Source organism: Pseudoflavitalea rhizosphaerae, from assembly GCF_003991355.1.
GTDB lineage: Bacteria > Bacteroidota > Bacteroidia > Chitinophagales > Chitinophagaceae > Pseudobacter > Pseudobacter rhizosphaerae.
In genome coordinates, this window is record NZ_RCSU01000001.1 from 399,810 (window position 1) to 420,734 (window position 20,925).

The 20,925-nt window shown below is 47.6% G+C and carries 13 protein-coding genes and 1 pseudogene; 7 read left to right on the forward strand and 7 right to left on the reverse strand.

The genetic code is table 11. The annotated features are described in order from the left end of the window. Positions 1–18: 18 nt before the first annotated feature. Positions 19–495 carry a nuclear transport factor 2 family protein gene (locus D9Y29_RS01530; protein ID WP_127124670.1) on the reverse strand — a complete coding sequence of 159 codons (477 nt, stop codon included), beginning with the start codon at positions 493–495 and terminating at the stop codon, positions 19–21. A 64-nt stretch (positions 496–559) separates the two neighbouring features. On the opposite strand from D9Y29_RS01530, the gene D9Y29_RS01535 reads away from it, so the two are divergent. Both D9Y29_RS01535 and D9Y29_RS26730 read left to right on the forward strand, forming a co-directional pair. Next, positions 560–2,464: a CocE/NonD family hydrolase gene (locus D9Y29_RS01535; protein ID WP_127124671.1), complete on the forward strand. Its 1,905-nt coding sequence runs from the start codon at positions 560–562 to the stop codon at positions 2,462–2,464. 205 nt (positions 2,465–2,669) lie between these two features. Next, a complete protein-coding gene (locus D9Y29_RS26730) occupies positions 2,670–2,915 on the forward strand; it encodes an ORF6N domain-containing protein (protein ID WP_241237823.1) in 246 nt (81 codons plus the stop codon). A gap of 309 nt (positions 2,916–3,224) precedes the next feature. Here the strand turns inward: D9Y29_RS26730 and D9Y29_RS01545 are convergent, their stop codons facing one another. From D9Y29_RS01545 to D9Y29_RS01555, 3 genes are all read right to left on the reverse strand, one after another. Further along, a complete protein-coding gene (locus tag D9Y29_RS01545; RefSeq protein WP_127124672.1) occupies positions 3,225–4,835 on the reverse strand; it encodes a SusD/RagB family nutrient-binding outer membrane lipoprotein in 1,611 nt (536 codons plus the stop codon). A 25-nt stretch (positions 4,836–4,860) separates the two neighbouring features. Further along, complete coding sequence (locus D9Y29_RS01550) at positions 4,861–8,373, reverse strand: SusC/RagA family TonB-linked outer membrane protein (protein ID WP_127124673.1); 3,513 nt, start codon at positions 8,371–8,373, stop codon at positions 4,861–4,863. Between the two features lie 280 nt (positions 8,374–8,653). Continuing rightward, positions 8,654–9,655 carry a FecR family protein gene (locus D9Y29_RS01555; protein WP_127124674.1) on the reverse strand — a complete coding sequence of 334 codons (1,002 nt, stop codon included), beginning with the start codon at positions 9,653–9,655 and terminating at the stop codon, positions 8,654–8,656. Positions 9,656–9,789: 134 nt separating this feature from the next. Here D9Y29_RS01555 and D9Y29_RS01560 point away from each other — a divergent pair, with 134 nt between their 5' ends. The 3 genes and pseudogenes from D9Y29_RS01560 to D9Y29_RS01570 all read left to right on the forward strand — a co-directional run bounded on the left by D9Y29_RS01560 (position 9,790) and on the right by D9Y29_RS01570 (position 15,062). Continuing rightward, positions 9,790–10,374: an RNA polymerase sigma factor gene (locus D9Y29_RS01560; protein WP_127124675.1), complete on the forward strand. Its 585-nt coding sequence runs from the start codon at positions 9,790–9,792 to the stop codon at positions 10,372–10,374. Positions 10,375–10,499: 125 nt separating this feature from the next. Continuing rightward, positions 10,500–12,404, forward strand: a pseudogene (nagB, locus tag D9Y29_RS01565) (glucosamine-6-phosphate deaminase); the annotation flags it as partial. A 327-nt stretch (positions 12,405–12,731) separates the two neighbouring features. After that, complete coding sequence (locus D9Y29_RS01570; protein WP_127124677.1) at positions 12,732–15,062, forward strand: TonB-dependent receptor; 2,331 nt, start codon at positions 12,732–12,734, stop codon at positions 15,060–15,062. 70 nt (positions 15,063–15,132) lie between these two features. Here the strand turns inward: D9Y29_RS01570 and D9Y29_RS01575 are convergent, their stop codons facing one another. Beyond that, positions 15,133–15,873, reverse strand: a complete 741-nt coding sequence (locus D9Y29_RS01575) for an SDR family NAD(P)-dependent oxidoreductase (RefSeq protein ID WP_127124678.1) — start codon at positions 15,871–15,873, stop codon at positions 15,133–15,135. Positions 15,874–15,947: 74 nt separating this feature from the next. Between D9Y29_RS01575 and D9Y29_RS01580 the strand changes: the two genes are divergently transcribed. After that, positions 15,948–16,343, forward strand: a complete 396-nt coding sequence (locus D9Y29_RS01580; RefSeq protein WP_127124679.1) for a winged helix-turn-helix transcriptional regulator — start codon at positions 15,948–15,950, stop codon at positions 16,341–16,343. A 144-nt stretch (positions 16,344–16,487) separates the two neighbouring features. Here D9Y29_RS01580 and uxuA read toward each other — a convergent pair whose 3' ends face one another. Beyond that, a complete protein-coding gene (uxuA, locus tag D9Y29_RS01585) occupies positions 16,488–17,669 on the reverse strand; it encodes a mannonate dehydratase (RefSeq protein WP_127124680.1) in 1,182 nt (393 codons plus the stop codon). 38 nt (positions 17,670–17,707) lie between these two features. Further along, a complete protein-coding gene (locus D9Y29_RS01590) occupies positions 17,708–19,366 on the reverse strand; it encodes a UxaA family hydrolase (protein ID WP_127124681.1) in 1,659 nt (552 codons plus the stop codon). Positions 19,367–20,054: 688 nt separating this feature from the next. Here D9Y29_RS01590 and D9Y29_RS01595 point away from each other — a divergent pair. Then, positions 20,055–20,921, forward strand: coding sequence for an AraC family transcriptional regulator (locus D9Y29_RS01595; protein ID WP_127124682.1), 867 nt, complete (start codon positions 20,055–20,057; stop codon positions 20,919–20,921). Positions 20,922–20,925: the final 4 nt, after the last annotated feature.

Genomic DNA, 20,925 nt, shown 5'->3' on the forward strand with positions numbered 1-20,925 from the left:
TTTAGGTCTGTAATTTCTCTATCGTTTGGACTCCATGAATTTCCGGAGACCTTGTTTTGCTTTTTTGCGGATCGGCGTTTGTACGAAGCCACTCCAGCCGAGCAGGAGCCCGCTGAGGCCCAATGCCTGTTTGCTCCATTTCCAGAGATCGAAATCGTCCATATGCTCGATGATCAGTCCATCCTGGAATTTGAAATGTGCTTTCACGTTATTGACCACTTTTCTTCCGGTAGCGGAAAATGTATATTCAGCTTCCCAGCGGCAGGAACCATACTTCTCAGCAGCATCCACTTGTATATCGCTCACGGTCACACGCAGGTCCTCTGCCCTGGTGGTAAGCATTTCCCACATGGCTTTTACCTGGTCTGCATCGAGGTTACCGAAAACCGGATCGTAGAAACTGGCATCCGGATGATAAGCGCTGTTCATGCAGGCGAAATCGCGCTGCTGAAAACACGTATAGAATTTTTTTATGAGTTGTTCATACCGTTGCATACTTTTCTCCGGTTTGTGTTGATCAACATTGTTTACTTTTGAGCCACTAAAAATACGGTTTACCATGAGAAAATTATTGCTACTGGTACTTGGCCAGTTTTGCCTGCTGGCTGCCTTCGCGCAACAGTTCTCGCAGGATTCAGCCTGGATACTGAACAATTATACCAAAAAAGAATTTCAAATCCCCATGCGGGACGGGATAAAACTTTTCACCAGTGTGTACCTTCCCAAAGACGCCACGGAAAAACATCCTATCCTGATGTCCCGTACTCCCTATTCCTGTGCGCCCTACGGTGAGCGGTTCAATCCCAATCTATGGTTCAGGGATTTCAGATATTTCGCCCGCGAAAATTACATCATCGTATTCCAGGATGTACGTGGAAGATGGATGAGCGAAGGGCAATTTGTTGATGTACGGCCATTCAATCCGGATAAGAAAACGAACCAGGACATAGATGAGGCCAGCGATACTTACGATACCATCGACTGGCTGATCAAAAACCTTTCCAACAACAATGGCAATGTTGGCATTTTCGGTATCTCTTATCCAGGTTTCTACTCCACCATGGCTTCTTTGAGCGGTCACCCCGCCCTGAAAGCTACCAGCCCGCAGGCGCCTGTCACAGATTGGTTCCAGGGAGATGATTTTCATCACAATGGCGCATTCGCCCTGATAGATGCATTTGCATTCTATGTCACAGCCGGCTTCGGATATCCGCGCCCACTGCCCACTACCAGGAGACCGAATGTAGAGATCAAACTCCCTTCGAATGATAATTACGATACTTACCTCCGCATCGGCGCGCTCAAAAATTTCATGGCGCTAACCGGCGATACTGTTGCCTTCTGGAAAGATCTATTTGCGCATCCCAACAGGGACGCTTTCTGGGAAACACGCGATATCCGCAACTATGTGCAGCATATCCCTTCCTCTACTGCAACACTGATAGTAGGCGGCACTTTCGATGCGGAAGATTGTTTCGGCGCCTGGCGCAGTTATGCGGCCATCGAAAAGAAAGCGAAGAACAATAACAAGCTTGTGATGGGCCCCTGGTGGCATGGACAGTGGGCTTCACAGGATGGCGCCCGTTTTGGAAATGTACGCTTCGGTGATAATACTTCGCACTTCTTTCAAAATGAGATCGAAATACCTTATTTCAATTATCATCTCAAAGGCAAGGGCGATATTTCCAATCTGGCGGAAGCCACTGTTTATTTCACCGGCGCCAATGAATGGAAACAATTCAATCAATGGCCGCCTGCAGCTAAAACTGACAAACCAATCTATCTCCTGCCTGATGGTAAGCTGGGATGGAACAAGCCCACTGGCAGGAACAGTTTCAGTGAATACGTCAGTGATCCCAAATCACCTGTTCCTTATACAGAAGATGTTCACTTCGTACGCACCCGCGATTATATGATCGATGATCAACGCTTTGCCAGCCGGAGACCGGATGTTCTTACCTTTGAAACGCCGGTATTGGAGCAGGACCTTACACTCGGCGGCACCGTGGTTGCAGACCTGATCACTTCCATTTCCACCACCGATGCAGACTATGTTGTAAAAGTGATCGATGTATTTCCCGATGATTTCAAATATCCCGGCACACAAGTGAACAACAGCCGCAATGCAGGTTCAGGTGACTATCCGATGGGCGGCTACCAGATGCTGGTGCGCGGCGAGATCATGCGTGGCAGGTTCCGTAACAGCTTTGCCGTTCCTGAGGCATTCAAACCCAATAAGCCCGAGCGCGTCAAATTTGAATTGCCCGATGTTGCCCACACATTCAAAAAAGGACATAAGCTGATGATCCAGGTCCAAAGCAGCTGGTTCCCGCTGTTCGACAGGAACCCGCAACAGTTTGTGAACATCTATACCTGTGATGATGCAGACTTCAAAAAAGCAACTATCAAAATACATCATGATGCCGTTAACAGTAGCTCTATCATATTACCAGTAATTCCATAATTACATTATTACACTTTTTCTAACGTAGATACAGAACCGAATTTTGACCCGATACAGGCATTTTTAATTCGCTGAGATGAATTAGTTTGCTTTCGTAAACTATTCTCATGAGAAATTCTACCTGTGAAGAGGTTGTTTGAAACCTGCACGATCAGTTATCGTGCAGGTTTTGTTTTGTGAGAATGATCGTAAACCTAAAATTGAAATGATGGTAGAAATTGAAAGGATTCAACACAGGATCTACACGATCAGGGGTGAACGCGTGATGCTTGACTTTGATTTAGCCGCTTTATATCAAGTAGAAACAAAGGTGTTGAACCAGGCAGTGAAACGAAATCAATTGCGCAGGCTACAGCCAATCGCCCCGCAAAAAATCTTCCCTTTGCCTTCACCGAGCATGGTATTGCAATGCTTAGCGGTGTTCTTCATTCTGAAAAGGCCATTAAGATGAACATTATTCCTCAAAGAAAGAATGGGCGCTCATGATATTCAGCTCAACACTTTGTTTGAAGCAATGGAAAACCTCCTTGACGAAAATGCGGCTAAGCACAAATGGGAAAATCGGCCGAGGATCGGGTTCAAACCTGGATTCCCCATAGCACCCCAACCTTTCAGATGCGCCAGTTTGTCAAGTGGTCACAATTTGTGACCACTTCCACGTATCAAAAAAAGAGGCCGTCCCGCGAAGAGGACAGCCTGACTTACCCTATTGATCGTTTGGTCTAAGGTTATACTATTCTGAAATTAACAACGAAAACTATTATGGTACATTCCACCAAAGGCGTGTATTGATATTATCTGCTCCACCGAGTTTCTGAACAGCTCCCTGGTAACCACCCTGGTTATTTTCTCTTTCACTGATCACGAAGTTCACACGTTTGATGAACTGGCCCGCAGGTACAACACCATTGCTGTTGTTCAATACAACCGGGAATAGTTTAGGATATCCGGTGCGCCTGAATTCAGCCCACGCCTCGCAGGACTCAGGATAGATAGCCAGCCATTTCTGCGTGAGAATTTGTTCACGCTTTTCCTCTGTTGTTCCGGCCTCATTCCACAATGGACTAACGGTGCTGAGTAAGGGAGAACCTGCAGGTACATTATTTACTGCATTCTTCGGGTCTTCATATGGCTTTGGCTTAGCAGTACTCACTTTGTAGGCATCGAAAGCAGCATTGCTCAGGCCCCATTGGGAAAAAGATAATTGAATTCCCTTTTCATAGGCTTCCTTGACCGAATTCACACCACCATCGGTCCAGCCGTTCAGCTTTGCCTCTGCGCGCAGGAACCAGGTCTCTGCAGCAGTGAGCATCGGGGTTTTGGTGCCGAGATTACCCAGCCTGGAGAAGTTAACGTAGGTGTTTTCATCCAGCATTTGAATACCGCTGCGAATGCCCCTGTACTGTCCTGCAAAAGCCGGGTCGGTGGCCGGCTGGAAATAGACAGGGAGCCTGGGATCACTATAACCGGTAAGAAAAGATTCCATCGGTGCGCCCATATTGATATCGAGCCAGTTGTTGGAAATGATATTCAACGGGTTGGTGATGGTCTTACTATCGATGATGAAATCTTCAGCATTGGTCTCGATCACGCCAAATGAATTGGAAAGGGCTTTTTCCGCTTCAGTTTTTGCTTTGTCAGGATCAACCTTAGAGATCCGTATGGCAAGCCGCAGGCGAAGTGAGTTGAGGAATTTCATCCATTTCACATAGCTGCCCCCATACACCAGGTCAAATCTTCCGAAAGCCAGCGGAGCATTTGCATCTTCAGCATAAGGCTTCAGTTTGGCCTCCGCCTCATCCAGGTCCTTGAAAAATGCAGTATAGGCTTCCTGCTGTGAATCGTAGGTTACACTTCCATCGGAATTGATGGTGCCGAATTTTGTGTAAACGATGGGGCCAAAAAAATCGCTGACCCGATGCATGGCCATTACTTTCAGGATGAGTCCCCATGCTTCGAAGTTGGGGAAGTTATCGGCCTTTGCTCTTTGGATCACTGCCAGTGCCGGGCTCATCACATTACCATAGGCAGTGAGCCAGATCCTGTCGTTCCATCCATCCACCATAGCATAGTTGGTATTGTTAACGTTATTGGCGAAGTTCACCGGCGTCATCATATAACCACTCCAGATATCAGCATTGAGATTCTGCTGAAGCTGGTATTGCCAGTCGGGCGTGTATTGATGGATACTTAATTGGATCTGGTTGAAGGGGCTTCCATAGAGGGCAAAATCTCCCTTCAGATCTTTTTCCCACAAGCCATTGGGATCAGTATTTATTTTCTCGAAATTCTTTGTACAGGAGGCTGCTGTGAGGCTGATGGCAGCCATCAATCCAAAGAACCGGTTAAAGAAGATATGATTACGTTTCATTGTTTTCAAGCATTTAATAGAATGATCAGAAACCGACTTTTACATTCAGGCCCATGCTTCTGGTAGTAGGTAGTCCAAAAACATCCACGCCCTGCAATCTGTTCCCGGTGCTCATAGAAACCTCCGGATCAAAAGGAGCGTCACGTTTTACAAAGAAGAGATTATGACCTACGAGAGAAACATTGAGTTCCCTGATACCTTTCCACTTTAACGGTACCGCATAGCCGATGGATAATTCACGCAGCCTGACGGCGGTGGCATCATACAGATAGAATTCGCCAATCCCATCCCTCTTACCGATGGCTCCATAAAAATCCCTGGCATTTATTTTTCCTTCGAATGCTGTTCCATTCTGCTTGATTCCTTTTACGTATACACCACCTGCTTCCCTTGCATCGGCAGATGCCTTACTGAAGCCTAAGGCATCCAGCTCAGCCTGTGTAAGGCTCATCACTTCTCCACCAAAACGGCCATCGAAGAGAAAATTAAGAGAGAGCCTTTTATACCGGATTGTATTGTTCCAACCTGCGGTGAAATCAGGATTAGGGTTCCCTATCACCGGTCGGATACCCTGTTGCTGCAAGCGGATAGGTACTCCGGTAACATCATCCAGCACAAGATTTCCTTTCTCATCCCTGATGGCAACATTGGAAGTGATATCACCAAAACTGCCACCTTCGCGCACAACAGGACCAAACGTATTATCGAACAGTCCCAGGTTGAATTGACCTACACCACTGGTAATACCTTCTTCACTCAGTTTCACCACCTTGTTTTTATTAGATGCAAAATTGATAGCAGTGTTCCATTCAAAATCTTTCATTTTTACAGGAACGGCATTTAACATGATCTCCCAGCCTTTGTTCTGGATATGCCCAAGATTAAGGAAATAAGTGGTGTACCCTGAAGCTGCTGGTGCAGGCGTTTCGAAGTACTGATCATAGTTGTCGTTTTTGTAATAGGTAATATCGATACCGAGGCGGTTTTTGAGGAAGCGCCATTCTGTACCAAATTCCAATGAACGGTTATCTTCCGGCTTAAGGTTTTTACCTGGAAAAGCGGCTTGTGTGTTCTTAACGAGCTGGCTGCTGTTGGGATTAGTAGTATAGTCAGGTGGCCTGGTGGCAAATGCACGGACACTATTTCCTACTTTCGCATAACTTGCCCGGAATTTTGCCAGGTTGATGGAAGCAGGTAATTGCAATATCTCATTCACCACCGCAGTAGCGCCGGCGGAATAATAGAAGAAACTAATATTCGGAGTGAATGCTAACGTTGACGACCAATCGTTACGAGCTGTAAAATCAACAAAGAGAAAATCCTTAAAGCCCAGGGATGCACTTCCCAGAACGGATTGCGTTTGATACCTCACAACCGACTGCTGACGAAGTGGATTAATGGGCAGGATATTCTGCGCGGTGAATACATTGGCAATGTATAAGCCAAATTGTTCACCAGTTGAACTGGATGCACGGTATGAATCCAGCACCAGTTGATCAGTAACTCTTGCATCATTGATAGATGCGCCCACAGTGGCATTCAGTGTAAGATCGGATGTGAGATCAGTGTTCACAAGGGCCAGCACATCACCATATGCTACATTGTCTTTACTCCTGGAATAGATGAAACGTCCGTTGTAATCGGCCAGGGTAACATTGGTGCTGGCATGCATGCGTGACTCATAATCGTCTACAGCCATATCATAGTTACCTCTTGCCTGGATGCTCAGCCAGGGAGTAATTGCATATTTGAGTGCGAGAGAGCTGAAAGCCCGATCACGACTATCTTCACGTCTGTTGCGTTCCAGTATCCAGTAAGGATTCTGAGAGAAGTTACCTCCGAGTTTGCCTCTATCGTAATCCACATTCCACCAGCGGTGTACATTCAGCGCCCTTAGTTCGCTGCGAACCTCAAAATTGTTCTTGTAATCATTGAAATCGAGGTTTCGAGGAAAATAGTATACGCCTATCGCCGGGTTATTGTAGAATCCGGAAACAGGGCGGTTATCGCTTGCCTGCCTTGTTAGTGTTACAAACCCATCTACCGTGAGTTTATCATCGAAGAATTTCGCTGTTTCACGGAATGTAAAAGTATGCCGGTTGAATCGGGTGCTTGGTATCACCCCCTTGTTTTCTGTGTTGGAATAAGAGAAATAGGTTTGCGCACGATCGGAGCCGGCAGTCAGGCTGATACCATTGATCCAGGTAACTCCTGTGCGGAAGAAATCATTGGTGAAGTCGCCTTTTCCATTTTTTTCACCCCATCCATCTTCATTACCTGATCCGTCGGTTGCGTAAGTCTGACCGTAATCGAATTGCGCTTCGGGCTTCAGCATTACCCGGTCCAGCGTAAGACTGCTGGTCAGCGTGATACGGGCAGAACCGGAACGACCTTTCTTTGTAGTGATAAGGATCGCGCCGTTGGCTGCCTGGCTACCGTACAAGGCTGCTGCGGATGCACCTTTCAGCACCTGCATGGATTCGATATCTTCCGGGTTGATATTTGAAATGGCATCGCCGCCATCACGGCCGGGGCTACCCGATCCATTTGATTCGCCAAATGCATTGTCTGGCTGCCCCAGGGAGGTATTGTACATCGGAATACCATCTATCACATACAAGGGTGAGTTGTTCTGTGTAGACTTGTTACCGCGCATCACCACTTTCACGGAACCACCCGCGCCGGAAGCGCTCCTGTTGATGGTAAGACCAGCTACTTTTCCGTTAAGGCTGTTGATCAGGTTGGGGTCCTTCACCGTGGTGAGCTGCTCCCCATTGATCTTCTGTGTTGAATAAGTGATGCTCCTGGAGCGGCGATTGATACCCAGCGCCGTTACCACCACTTCATTCAGCTGCAAACCTGACGCCACCAGGGAGATATTGTAGGATGTCTGTTCCCCTACCACCACTTCCTGGGGAATGTAGCCCACTGCGGAGAAAACGATGATTTCCCCTTTATTGGCTTCCAGCGAAAAATCACCGCTGAAGCTGGTTGTGGTTCCTCTGCGTGTGCCCTTTACCGTTACACTCACGCCCGCAACAGGCGCTCCGGTGGAATCCGTTACCCGCCCTCTCACTGTTTCTGCAGACCGGGCATCCTGTGAACGGTCATTGCCGGAGAATTTAACCGGCGCCAGGTTGTATTCGTTTTTTGTGTTTTCCTTTACCGAAAGGATCACAAAAGTTTTTTCATTTACTTTTTTATATTTCAGTCCGGTGCCTTCGAGAATCTGTGTGAGAATCTTCTCGATATTGTCGCTTTCATTCTTTACCGGATTTACCATTTTTTCTCCGAAACTCTGGTCGGCAAAAAGGAAATAGACTCCTTTTGTTTTATTGAGGTCCTTTAAGACTTTGAACAAGGTTTGCTGCTTGCGGCTGGAATCATCTTGTTGAGTATGGGCCGAAGACGATTGTCTGTTGTTCCTGTGCTTGTCCATCCAGGCATACGACTCCTGCGAAAATGTAGCAGGTAAACACGCCAGTTGTATGCCCAGCACAATGGCCAGAGATCCAGTTCTACGCTGAAAACTTCTCATAATGCGGCGTTTTTTAAATAGTGATGTACTGGTTTTGGGTTTTATGTTCAGGCTGCCTTTTCACTGACCCGGGCAGGTGGTGAGGACGAACCACCGAACCCCGGATGCAAACCCTGCTGTGTCCCCAACAGCAGGCCTGCATCCTTTTGATCTGTGAAGAACCCCGTTCTTACTGTCTTTCAGACAATAGCCCACCGGCACCGGATGTTTTCACAACATCTCAGTGAAGCGATTCTGAACTGAATGACAATAAAAGAAGGCCTGATCCGAAAAAAACTGTTTACTCCGTAATAATGATCTCACCATCCTTCCGTATCACATGGAATTCGTTGGTAGCTTCCAACGCCTGCAGTAATACATCCAGGTTATCATTGGGTAAGATAGCGCTAATAGGTTTGTTGCCGATATTAGCATTGCCAATCGTGATCTTGATCCCGTAATGCTCTTCTATCTTTTCGAGTGCGCTATGCAACGGTGTATTTTCAAAGATGAGTTTCTTGTCTTTCCAGGCCAGTACATTTTCTTCGCGGCCTGTTTTCTTTTGCATTTCCTGGTTGTTCACTTCCACAAAATCACCCGGCGCCATCTTATGCACTTTGCCGTCGGGAGTAAGTAGCGTAACGCTGCCTTCCGTTAGCATGATATTGGTCTTATCAGACCTGTTCACCACATTGAACTGCGTGCCGGTAACCACTACATCAAAACGATCTGTATGTACCACGAATTTGCTTTTGGCTGGCGTTTTACTTACATGGAAATAGGCTTCGCCTTTCAGCCATACTTCACGTTCACTTCCTTTGTCCCATCCCTTTGAATAGGTAATGGTACTGTTGGCGTTGAGTGTTACTTTGGAACCATCAGGCAATTGTTGCTCTCTCAATTCACCGAATGAAGTCTGCACCATATCCTGTGCTGTATTGTACAAATAAATGAGACCTGCCACTGCCAGTACAACTACCGCTGCCGCTACACCGACCCAACGCTTCATCTTTCTCACGGTTCCGGATATAGGCCGGGTGCCGATCACAGGCGTTTCCATTCCGGCAATTCCTGCCATCAACCTTTGCTCAGCCTGAACAAGCTGTGCCTCAGGGAGCGATTGCTCTGCCATCACCAGCTGGTCAAGGTACTCTTTCGCTTCTGCAACCAGGGCTGCCTGTTGGGGATGGTCTGCCATCCAGGCTTCCCAGTCGTTACGGTTTTTACCATCCGTTCTGAAATACCAGGCCTGGAATCGCTCGTCTGCGATTATATCTTCAATATTTGAAAAGTTTCTTTCCATAACACAGCGTTATACCGGAAATAAGTGTCCATGATAACAAATCTGTAATGAAGATTTTTTAATTTTTTTTAACCAAAAATTGGTTTTAAGCATTTTTACCGGTAGGTTTACCGGGCTTGCTTGCACCATAACTAATGGAGAATGAGAAAATGAAACACCGGCCGGATACTCATTACTGGCAGACCTTTATCCAGGGTGACCGAGAGGCGCTGGGTTGGTTATTCCGTCAGTATTACCCTGACCTGTTCAGGTACGGCCATAAGATCTGCGCTGATACAGCCGTTCTGGAAGATTGCATCCAGGAACTGTTCATCGAACTCTGGCAAAGCAAGAACCCTCCTCCTTCCATCTCCGTAAAGGCCTATCTATTGAAGGCCATGAAATACAAGCTGCTCAAAGCACTCCGCAAAAGAACGAATACACAACTCCAGTCTGAACTGATTGAAAACTCCGTTTTCGAGATCAGCTATGAAGATTTCATTATCGGCAAACAGGAGTCAGAAGAAAAAACTGCCCGTTTGGTGCTGGCCCTGAATCAGCTGACCAACCGTCAGAAAGAGATCGTTTACCTTAAATTTTATCAGAATCTCGGTTATGAAGAGATCAGTGAGATCATGAATATCAATTACCAGGTGGCCCGTAATCTGCTCTACCAGGCCGTAAAAGCTATGAAGAATATCCTGCTCAGACATTACAGCCTGCTCAGTTTCCTGCTCTGATACTACCGTTCGTTAACACTGGAATTCAGCATGTTCATACATTTCATGCAAGCGTTTGCATTAAATTTTGTTGCATAAATATTGAAATTAGCTGTTAATTTCGTGCAACTTCAAAAAACACAAGAGTTATGGTTGATTCATTCGAAAAAATTCCGGTGAGCATACATGGCAACCTGAAACAGGGTTCCGCGGCCGTTGCACAGGAAATCGCCTCACTGATCCGTAGCAAACAAGCAAAAAAAGAGAATTGTGTACTGGGACTGGCTACAGGCTCTACTCCCAAATCCCTGTACGCAGAACTGGTGCGCCTTCACAAAGAAGAAGGCCTGAGCTTCAAAAATGTGATCACTTTCAATCTCGACGAATACTACCCGATCGAGCACGATGCTTTGCAGAGTTACAACCGCTTCATGCATGTAAACCTGTTTGACCATATCGATATCGACCCGAAAAACATTCATATTCCCAACGGAGAGATCCCCAAAGACAAGATCAAATCCCATTGCATCCAGTACGAAGAACTGATAGAGAAGGCAGGAGGTATTGATCTCCAGATCCTGGGAATCGGAAATAATGGACATATCGGATTCAACGAGCCCGGTTCCAGCATTTTCAGCAAGACCCGCCTTGTTACCCTCGATAATTCAACCCGAATCGCAAACTCTTACGAGTTCCCTACTTTCTCCCAGGTGCCACGCCTCGCCATCACCATGGGCATCAGCACCATCATGAAGGCGCGCCGCGTGATCCTGATGGCCTGGGGCCCTGCAAAGGCGCCGGTAGTACAGAAAGCCGTGGAAGGGCATGTGGACGAGCAAATCCCTGCTTCACTCCTGCAACAGCATAACGAAGTTTCATTTGTACTGGATGAAGCAGCAGCAGCTGAGCTTACCCGTTATAAAAGCCCCTGGCTCACCGGTGAAATGGACTGGACGCCGGCCCTTGTGCGGAAAGCCGTGGTGAACATGGCCCTTAAAGCAGGTAAACCCATTCTCAGTCTTACCAATAACGATTACCGCGATCATGGCCTCAGCGAACTGCTGGTGGAAGAAGGCGATGCCTATGAGATCAACCTCAAGGTATATTACATGATGCGCGATACCATCACCGGATGGCCCGGCGGTAAGCCCAATGCCAACCTGCCTAACCACCCCGAACGCAGCGAGCCCTATCCAAAACGCTGCGTGATCTTTTCCCCCCACCCCGATGATGATATCATCTCAATGGGAGGTACTTTCCAACGCCTGCACGATCAGGGCCATGATGTACATGTAGCCTACCAGACTTCAGGTAATATCGCGGTTACCGACGAGTTCGTGACCCGTTTCATGGACTTCGCCGTTGGGTTTGAAGAAATGTTCGGCATCGACGCCAGCAAATCAAATGAGATCCTCAGCCAGGCAAGAGCCTACCTGAAGAATAAAAAATCGAACGAGATCGATACGGCTGATATCCGCGCCATCAAAGGACTGATCCGCCGTTGCGAAGCGAAAGCCACCTGCCGCTATGTTGGTCTCAGCGATGACAACTATCATTTCCAGAACCTCCCATTCTACGAAACAGGCACCATTGAGAAAAAACCGATGGGCGAAGAAGATGTGCTGCTCACCGTTGAATTGTTGCGCAAACTGAAACCACAACAGATCTATTGTGCAGGCGACCTGGCCGATCCGCACGGAACACATAAGGTTTGTCTCGAGATCGTATTCGAAGCAATGCGCAGACTGAAAGAAGCAAACGAGCCCTGGGTGAAGGATTGCTGGATGTGGCTCTACAAAGGCGCATGGCAGGAATGGGATATTGCCGAGATCGAAATGGCTGTACCCATGAGCCCGGAACAGGTAATGAAAAAGCGTTTCGGTATATTCATCCACCAGTCGCAGAAAGATATGGTGCCCTTCCAGGGATCAGACAGCCGCGAGTTCTGGCAACGCGCAGAAGACCGCAACTCCAATACAGCCAATCTGTATGCACAGCTGGGTCTTACCAAATACGCAGCCATGGAGGCTTTTGTAAGATGGCATTATTAGAATTATGAAAAAATGAAATTCGATACAGAGGCGGCCGAGATGGCCGCCTTTTTTATTTTCGGAGGGGTGACTGACTAAAAGGTCAGAGAGCTGGCAGTCGCTCGCCTCCGGCGAGTGACTTCTATTTGTTCGCCTCCGGCGAACACCGCGTCGCCGGAGGCGACTAAAAAAAGGTCACTCGCCGGAGGCGAGCGACTGCCAGCTCTCTGACCTTTTAGTCAGCCCCATCCCGAAGAAATTTCTGATATCGAAAACCGATATACCGGATTTCAATACTCACCCCCCCGAATTTTTCATCCCTTTGCCTGCTCAAAACAGGCAAATCGTATGAACAGATCTTTAGTATTGGCTCTATTCTTCTTATCGTTTCTGGCTCAGCTACAGGCCCGGGACAAAGGCTTTGGTTCACTGAAAGGCTTTGTTCATTCTGAAAAAGGGGAAGCCCTGCCCGGCGCCACCATCTCCCTGAAGAAGGGCGTAGCAACCACTGCTGATGAAAATGGGAATTTCGTACTGACCTCCATCCCGGCAGGCCATCATGAAATACAGATCAGCGCTGCGGGATACGCTTCAAAAAATATAAAAGTGACCATCCGCGAAGGCGAAGAATCCAGTGTGGATGTATCGCTCGATGCAGAAGGTTTCCTCAATGAAGTGGTGGTAACAGCAGGTAGAAAAGTAGAAAGCATCCGCGAAGTGCCAAGCTCCGTTACCATCCTGCAGGCTAAGCAGATCAGGGAACAGGCCACTATAAATCCCAATATCACATCCATTCTCGGCAATACAGTGCCGGGCCTGGGAACTTTTACCAATAAAGCCACCAATTCAGGACAAACCCTGCGCGGGCGCCAGGTATTGGTGCTGATAGATGGTATCCCGCAGTCAACACCATTGATGAACGGCAGTCGCGATCTCAGAACTATCGATCCCGCCGTGATCGAGCGCGTTGAAGTGATCAAAGGCGCTACCTCCATTTATGGGAATGGCTCCGGCGGCGGTATCATCAACTTCATCACTAAAAAACCGGAAGGCTCCAAACCTATCAGCGGAGAAACGCGCATAAGCATGGACGGTAATATTGCACATAGCAGCAATACTGTTGGTTATCGCGTATCACAAACCCTGCATGGAGCCATTAGAAAGTTCAGTTACGTGGTAAGTGGTGTTTACAATGAGACCGGCGCTCTCAAAGACGCCGACGGCAATGTGATTGCGCATGCTGATGGCCTGAGCGAGACCAGGCTGCTGAACCTCTTCGGTAAACTTGGTTACAGGATCACAGACAACCAGGAAATAACAGCTTCCATCAATTTCTTCCGCAGCCGTCAGCATGCAGACTACATCAATAAGGCCGGCAAATGGAATGAAACACCTGCCATCGGCGTTGAAGGCACCGATCCCGGAGATCCTGCCGGCACACCGCATAGTCACAATCTCTACATCAACTACCGCGCAAGCAAATTGCCATTCAACAGCAGCCTCGAAGTAATAATATACGATCATCGTTTCCAGAGCCTGAACCGTTACGTGGAAAAATCAAATAGCTGGTATGGTCCCGGTCAAACCTATATCCAGTCTGAAAAAAGGGGAATTCGCACCAACCTCAATACCCCCTGGAAATGGAAAAAACTTTCCGGTGATATCACTTATGGTTTCGATCTGCTGAAAGATATGACCAACCAGGTACTTACAGACGGGCGCGTTTTTGTTCCTGACATGAACATGCTGAACATGGCGCCCTTCGCGCAAATGAAGATCGATATCATGAATTTCGTGATCAAAGGCGGTGTACGTTATGAGAATGCCGGCATCAAAGTGAAAGACTTCAACACCATCGCAAAAGGCAAGAACGGAGAAGGCAGCGTATTTGTAAAAGGAGGAAAGCTCAGTTACAATTCCACCATGTGGAATGCCGGTATCAGGTATTCTAAATTCGATTTCTTCAATCCTTTCGTAAGCTTTTCACAGGCCTTCGGATTGAACGAGCTCGGCCGCATTCTCCGTTCCGCAAAGGAGAATACACTCGATCAGATCACCACCGATGCCGTGATCACCAACAACTACGAAGCTGGCTTCAGCAGCCAGATCGGTCCTGTGAACATCCAGGCAGCATATTTTGTGAGCAGTTCCAAACTCGGCGCCAACCTGGTTGAACAGAACGGCATGTTTGTTACTCAACGCCAACCGGAAAGGGTCCATGGATTTGAAATACAGGCTGAAGCCCGCGTCACCAAAGGTGTTCGCGCAGGAGGCAGTTATTCTTTTGTAGAAGGGAAATCAGAAAAAGAGGACGGCACGAAAGTGTACATGAACGGAGAAAGGATCATGCCACCCAAAGCAACAGGCTTTATCGCTTACCAACCAATTTCCGCATTGAACATGCAACTGTCCACCGTTTACACTGGCAGCCGCAACAGGTTTGTTGTGAGGCCGGATACCGGCAAATACGGATTAAGTGAAGCGCCTGTGGAAGAAGTGATCTGGTTCAATTTCAATGCAGGTTACAGGATCAATAAATCGTTCAATATTGGATTGGGTATCGAAAACCTGTTTAATCAATCATATTATCCGCCCAGAAGTCAATACAGGGCAGCAGATCTTGAATATGTTCAGGGCAACGGAGCCCGGTTCAACCTCAGCCTGGGCTACCAGTTTTAGTCCGGCCGACAGAAATTCAGATTTATAGAAAGTACAGAACGCCAATCGAAATGATTGGCGTTGCTGTTTCTTAGATATTCGTTCCGCCATCGATGGTAATACCTGTTCCCGTAATATTGCGGCTTTCCGGGCTGGCCAGATAGGCCACCAGTCCGGCAATATCCTCTACTGTACCGAATTCATTCAGTGCATTCAGGCCACGCTGCCAATCTGCTCCTTCCCCATTGGCAGGATTCATATCCGTATCTATCGGTCCCGGATGAACGAGATTCACCGTGATGCCCCTGGGACCAAGTTCCCTTGCCATTCCTTTGGTAAGTCCGATCAGCGCGCTCTTGCTCATTGCATACACTGCGCCACCAGCACCCGCCACGCGTTCCGCCATACAACTTCCGATGGTGATGATACGACCGCCACGCGTCAAATGTTTCACGGCCGCTTTCGATCCGGCAAATACGGCACGCACATTCACGGATGTATGCAGATCGAACTCTTCCACGGTAAATTCTTCCGTCGGCTTAAGTATTGCCACACCTGCATTGTTGACAAGGATATGCAGGCCGCCGAAAGTAGCGGCTGTTTTATCTACAGCATCCATCACTGCCTGCGGGTCCTGGCTGTTGGCCCTGATGGCTACAGCATTTCCGCCTGCAGCCCTGATCTCATTCACTACCAACTCCGCTTTTTCCGGTGAAGAATTGTAAGTGATGGCTACATTGGCTCCTTCCTTTGCTAAACGTTTCGCTATGGCCGCTCCTATTCCACGGCTCCCTCCTGTTACCAGGGCTGTTTGGTTTGATAGATTTTTCATGACCCAAAACTAGATCAGTCTTGTTATATTTGCAGGTACAGCTAAAATTGTTAAGTACTAACAAAAAAGTAAGTATGCGAAAAACCAACTCCACCAATTCCATCAATGAAGAAGTAATATTAGCGCGTTGTGGTATGAGCTATACGCTTTCCGTGATCGGGGGAAGATGGAAACCTGCTATTCTTTTCACCTTGTTGAAAGGCAGGATGCGCTACAATGAATTACGGAAAAGTATCGATGGCGTTTCTGAAAGAATGCTGGTAGCACAATTGCGGGAGTTGGAAGCAGATGGACTGGTGAGCCGCATCATTTACCCGGAAGTACCGCCCAGAGTGGAATACGAGCTCACAGACATGGGAAGGGATACTGCGCCAATGTTGAGGCAGATGAGCGCCTGGGGCAACAGGCATCGCATTATTCAGCAGACAAAATCATCACCCAAAAAGAAACAAGCTATAAAAGCAGGCTAGATTCAATCAGCGTGTTGGCAGTCGCTCGCCTCCGGCGGGTGACTTCTGTTTGTTCGCCTCCGGCGAACACTGCGTCGCCGGAGGCGACTAAATAAGAGTCACTCGCCGGAGGCGAGCGACTGGGCAACACCCAAAGTAAATTTGTTATTTCAATCCACTCACAATCCCCAGTTCCAGCCCCCTCAGTTCTGCCAGGCCACGCAGCCTTCCGATAGCAGAATAACCGGGATTGGTTTTCTTTTTCAGATCGTCCAGCATCTGGTGGCCATGGTCCGGACGCATAGGGATAGATTCATTTCGTTCTTGCATCACAGTTACTATATTCTTCACTACGTTGTACATGTCTACATCCCCTTCCAGGTGATTGGCTTCATAGAAGTTCCCCTCTTCATCACGCTGTGTGCTGCGCAGGTGAATAAAATGGATACGGCTACCGAGACGCTTCACCATACCAGGCAGGTCATTATCCGCCCGCACACCAAATGAACCTGTGCAGAAGCAGAGACCATTGGCTTTTGAAGGCACTGCTTCGAACAACGCTTTCACATCCTCTTCTGTGCTCACCACCCGTGGCAGGCCGAAGATCGGATATGGAGGATCATCCGGATGGATAGCCAGTTGTACACCTGCTTCTTCCGCCACAGGAGCTATTTGAGAGAGAAAGAAAATGAGATTGGAACGAAGTTTCGCCGCGTCGATACCAGCATATTGATCCAGCGCCTGCTGGAACTGCTGAAGGGTAAAGCTTTCTTCAGACCCGGGAAGGCCTGCAATGATATTGCGCTGCAACAATGCTTTTTCATCAGCATTCATACTGTTCAACCTTGTTTCTGCGGCCGCCATTTCTGCTGTACTGAATTCCTGTTTTGCACCGGTGCGTTGCAGGATCAGTGCATCGAAAGCAACATACGCAGCCTTTTCAAAACGAAGGGCCCTGGAACCATCTTCCAATTCATAAGCCAGGTCCGTACGCGTCCAGTCCAGCACCGGCATGAAATTATAGGTAACGATATGGATGCCGCAATCCGCTAGATTGCGGATGCTTTGCTGATAGTTTTTGATATAAGCGAGGTATTCTCCCTGCTGTGTTTTGATATGCTCATGCACGGGAATACTTTCCACTACATTCCAGACCAGGCCTGCATTTTCAATGATCTGCTTTCTGGCAAGGATCTCTTCCTTCGTCCATACCACGCCGTTAGGCAGGTGGTGCAGGGCGGTAACGATGCCGGTAGCTCCGGCCTGTCTGATATCCGCAAGGCTTACAGGGTCTGATGGACCAAACCAGCGGAAGGATTGTTCCATTCTGGGTAACACAACGTTCATAGAAGAATGCTGATTGATATTAAGTTCAAAGATAGTGACTAGAGTGAAACGCCTCTTCTCCAGGGGATGAAATCGTCCTGTCCCAGCAAGACAGCTTTCGGTTGCACATTGCCGCTGGCCACATCGATGATGTATTCCATGATCCTGTCTGCAGCGGCCGGAATGGTTTCTTTTCCTTCAATGATGGTGCCGCAATTGATATCCAGTATATCAGGCATGCGATTGAACAGCGTGGTATTGGTAGCCAGTTTTACAACGGGAGCAACAGGATTGCCTGTGGGCGTTCCCAGCCCGGTAGTGAAGAGTACAATGTTGGCGCCTGAGCCTACTTCCGCGGTAGTGCTTTCAACATCATTGCCTGGCGTACAAAGGAGGTTGAGACCGGGTTTGCTTACGCGTTCAGGATAATCCAGCACATCAGTGACCGGTGATGTGCCTCCTTTTTTGGCCGCACCGGCAGATTTGATGGCATCGGTGATCAGTCCGTCGCGGATATTTCCGGGCGAAGGATTGGCATAGAACCCTGATCCGTCTGCTTCCGCTTTAGCATTGTAAACACGCATCAGTTCCATGAACTTTTGGGCAGTGGCCTCGTCTACACAACGATCGCTTAACTCCTGTTCTACTCCGCAGAGCTCGGGAAACTCGGAGAGGATCACTGATGAACCCAGTGTTACCAGGATGTCTGAAACATAGCCCACCGCAGGATTTGCCGAAATGCCGGAGAAGCCGTCCGAGCCCCCGCATTCAAGTCCGATGCAGAGTTTGCTCAGTGGGGCCGGTTTGCGTTCGTTCTTATTCGCTTCCATCAACCCGGCGAAAGTTCTTTTGATGGCTTTTGTGAGCATCTGGTTTTCGGTTCCCTCTTTCTGTTGTTCCAGCACAATCAGGGGCTTGCTGAAATTGGGATCACGTTTCATGATCTCTTTTTTCAGAATACTTGCCTGCGCATGCTGACAACCGAGACTGAGGATGGTAGCGCCAGCCACATTGGGATGTGTAACATAACCGGCCAACAGACCACAGAGCGCATCAGCATCCATGCGGGTGCCACCGCAACCCATTTCGTGGTTGAGGAATTTTATGCCATCGATATTCTTAAAGACTTTCTTTTTGTTCTGACCGGCGGGCTTCCCGGAAAGCTCCATCGCCAGGATCTCATTTTCTGAAACGCCCTGCTGATACATATTCACGAGCATCTCCACATCATGGTCAAACGCTTTCACCTTACTATACCCGAGTTTGTCTACCAGCGCTTCTTTCAGTACTTCAACATTCCTGTTTTCGCAAAACACCATCGGTATCACCACCCAGTAATTGGCAGTGCCCACGCTGCCGTCTGCGCGATGATAGCCCATGAACTGCCTGTCTTTCCATTTGTTTACATCCGGTTTCTCCCATTGCAGTTTTCGTTCTCCCAACGTAAAATCGCTGGAAGCGTGATGGATATTGCCTGTAGTAAGCGCAGCTCCCTGCGGGATCGGCTTATCCGCCTTTCCTACCAGTACGCCATACATGAATATCTGGTCTCCCGTAGCCATGTGGCGCATTGTAAACTTATGTTTTCCCGCCACAGGTTCAATCAGCGAAAACTGGTGGCCATTGTGCCTGATCTCGGTTCCTTTGGGTAAGTCCTGAAGGGCAACAAGGATATTATCATCGGGGTGTATCTGAAGATATGTGTGAGTAGCCTGCATAATTGGTACTTAAAAGTATTCTTATCACAAATAAATAACTATCAACACTTTCAAAAACACATAGCATTATCCTAATACTAAGCTAAATTGGCACCCTGTTCCGCAATCGTTCCCGGAATGCTAAAATAGCTCAATGAAAAGCAAGCAAACCTGCATGAAATCTCGGTCCCCGGCGAATAACCATCTAACGCAATCCCTTATGCGAATTATTGCTCGTTTTTCAACCACTTAAATATTATTCCACTTTTTTATTTATCCATTTACTATGCAAAAATTGCATAAACATTTTTCCTTGTTGCAAAGCATTGGATTATCATGATCATTGCAGTTCCGAAATCCGTGAAACACAGCTACAATCAAGGTTATTAACGATTTATGCACTTTTTTCCCGGAAACGTTTGCATAAATAAAATCGGGGGTAAAGGCTCTATTATGATTAAAAATTTTTCAATTTGTACACAGAGATTATTACATCGGACCAGCACCAAAACCGTCTTGCCATGACACGAGAAAACTTCCACATTATGTGCCGCCCTGCCGCAGGCGGTCAGCAACCGGCTCAAACGATGGCCGGAACCTACTTTCCATCATTGCATCCTGTTCATGAACAGAAGGGAATTTGCCTTTTGTCAACCGGCAAAGCGAGTTTTGTTACACCGGAATGGTTTAACCTTTAAACCCTTTTGACATGAGACCGCAATTATTGAAAGTATCAAAAGCGCCACGGCATTCCTTCAGTGTTAGACAGGACATCGTTCCTTACATCAATAACCGTTGGCATTATCATCCTGAAATTGAACTGATCCATTTTAAGAAAGGCGAAGGCACGCAATTCATCGGCGACAATATCAAACGTTTCAAAGCCGGCGATATCGTACTGGTAGGCCCGCAACTGCCGCACTACTGGAGGTTCGATGATAAATACTTTGAAGAAGGCAACAAATTACAGGCAGATGTTCGCGTAGTACATTTTGCTGAAAACTTCTGGGGTGATCAATTCCTTCAATTACCCGAGAACGTGAATATCAAAGGAGCGCTGGAAAAAGCAAGAAGAGGCTTGCAGATCACTGGTAAAACAAGACAAAAAGTAGCCGAATTACTGGAGCTCCTGCTCAGCTCCGATGGCTCCATGCGCATCATGCTGCTGATAGAAGCGCTCAATACCATCGCAGAGTGCAAACAACTGAATGTACTCTCCTCCATCGGCTTCAAACAGGAACTGGTGGAAGCAGAAAGCGACCGCGTGAATGCCATCTATGATTACTCACTCAAGAATTTCAAAAGAAAGATACAACTGGAAGAAATTGCCGCTGTTGCCAATATCAGCCCGAATTCTTTCTGCCGGTATTTCAAATCCAGGACACGCAAAACCTATTCCCAGTTCCTGATCGAGATCAGGGTTGGACAGGCCTGCAAACTGCTGATCGAAAACAATCTCAGCATCAAACAACTTTGCTACGAAAGCGGATTCAATAATTTCACCAGCTTCCATAAATACTTCAAGATGATCACGGGCAAAAGTCCACTGAATTACCAGAAAGAATTTATGGCCTAACCTA

Coding starts and splice junctions, on each gene's coding strand:
- D9Y29_RS01530 (WP_127124670.1), bottom strand. CDS start 495: ATGCAACGGTATGAACAACTCATAAAAAAATTCTATACGTGTTTTCAG.
- D9Y29_RS01535 (WP_127124671.1), top strand. CDS start 560: ATGAGAAAATTATTGCTACTGGTACTTGGCCAGTTTTGCCTGCTGGCT.
- D9Y29_RS26730 (WP_241237823.1), top strand. CDS start 2,670: ATGATGGTAGAAATTGAAAGGATTCAACACAGGATCTACACGATCAGG.
- D9Y29_RS01545 (WP_127124672.1), bottom strand. CDS start 4,835: ATGAAACGTAATCATATCTTCTTTAACCGGTTCTTTGGATTGATGGCT.
- D9Y29_RS01550 (WP_127124673.1), bottom strand. CDS start 8,373: ATGAGAAGTTTTCAGCGTAGAACTGGATCTCTGGCCATTGTGCTGGGC.
- D9Y29_RS01555 (WP_127124674.1), bottom strand. CDS start 9,655: ATGGAAAGAAACTTTTCAAATATTGAAGATATAATCGCAGACGAGCGA.
- D9Y29_RS01560 (WP_127124675.1), top strand. CDS start 9,790: ATGGAGAATGAGAAAATGAAACACCGGCCGGATACTCATTACTGGCAG.
- D9Y29_RS01570 (WP_127124677.1), top strand. CDS start 12,732: ATGAACAGATCTTTAGTATTGGCTCTATTCTTCTTATCGTTTCTGGCT.
- D9Y29_RS01575 (WP_127124678.1), bottom strand. CDS start 15,873: ATGAAAAATCTATCAAACCAAACAGCCCTGGTAACAGGAGGGAGCCGT.
- D9Y29_RS01580 (WP_127124679.1), top strand. CDS start 15,948: ATGCGAAAAACCAACTCCACCAATTCCATCAATGAAGAAGTAATATTA.
- uxuA (WP_127124680.1), bottom strand. CDS start 17,669: ATGAACGTTGTGTTACCCAGAATGGAACAATCCTTCCGCTGGTTTGGT.
- D9Y29_RS01590 (WP_127124681.1), bottom strand. CDS start 19,366: ATGCAGGCTACTCACACATATCTTCAGATACACCCCGATGATAATATC.
- D9Y29_RS01595 (WP_127124682.1), top strand. CDS start 20,055: ATGAGACCGCAATTATTGAAAGTATCAAAAGCGCCACGGCATTCCTTC.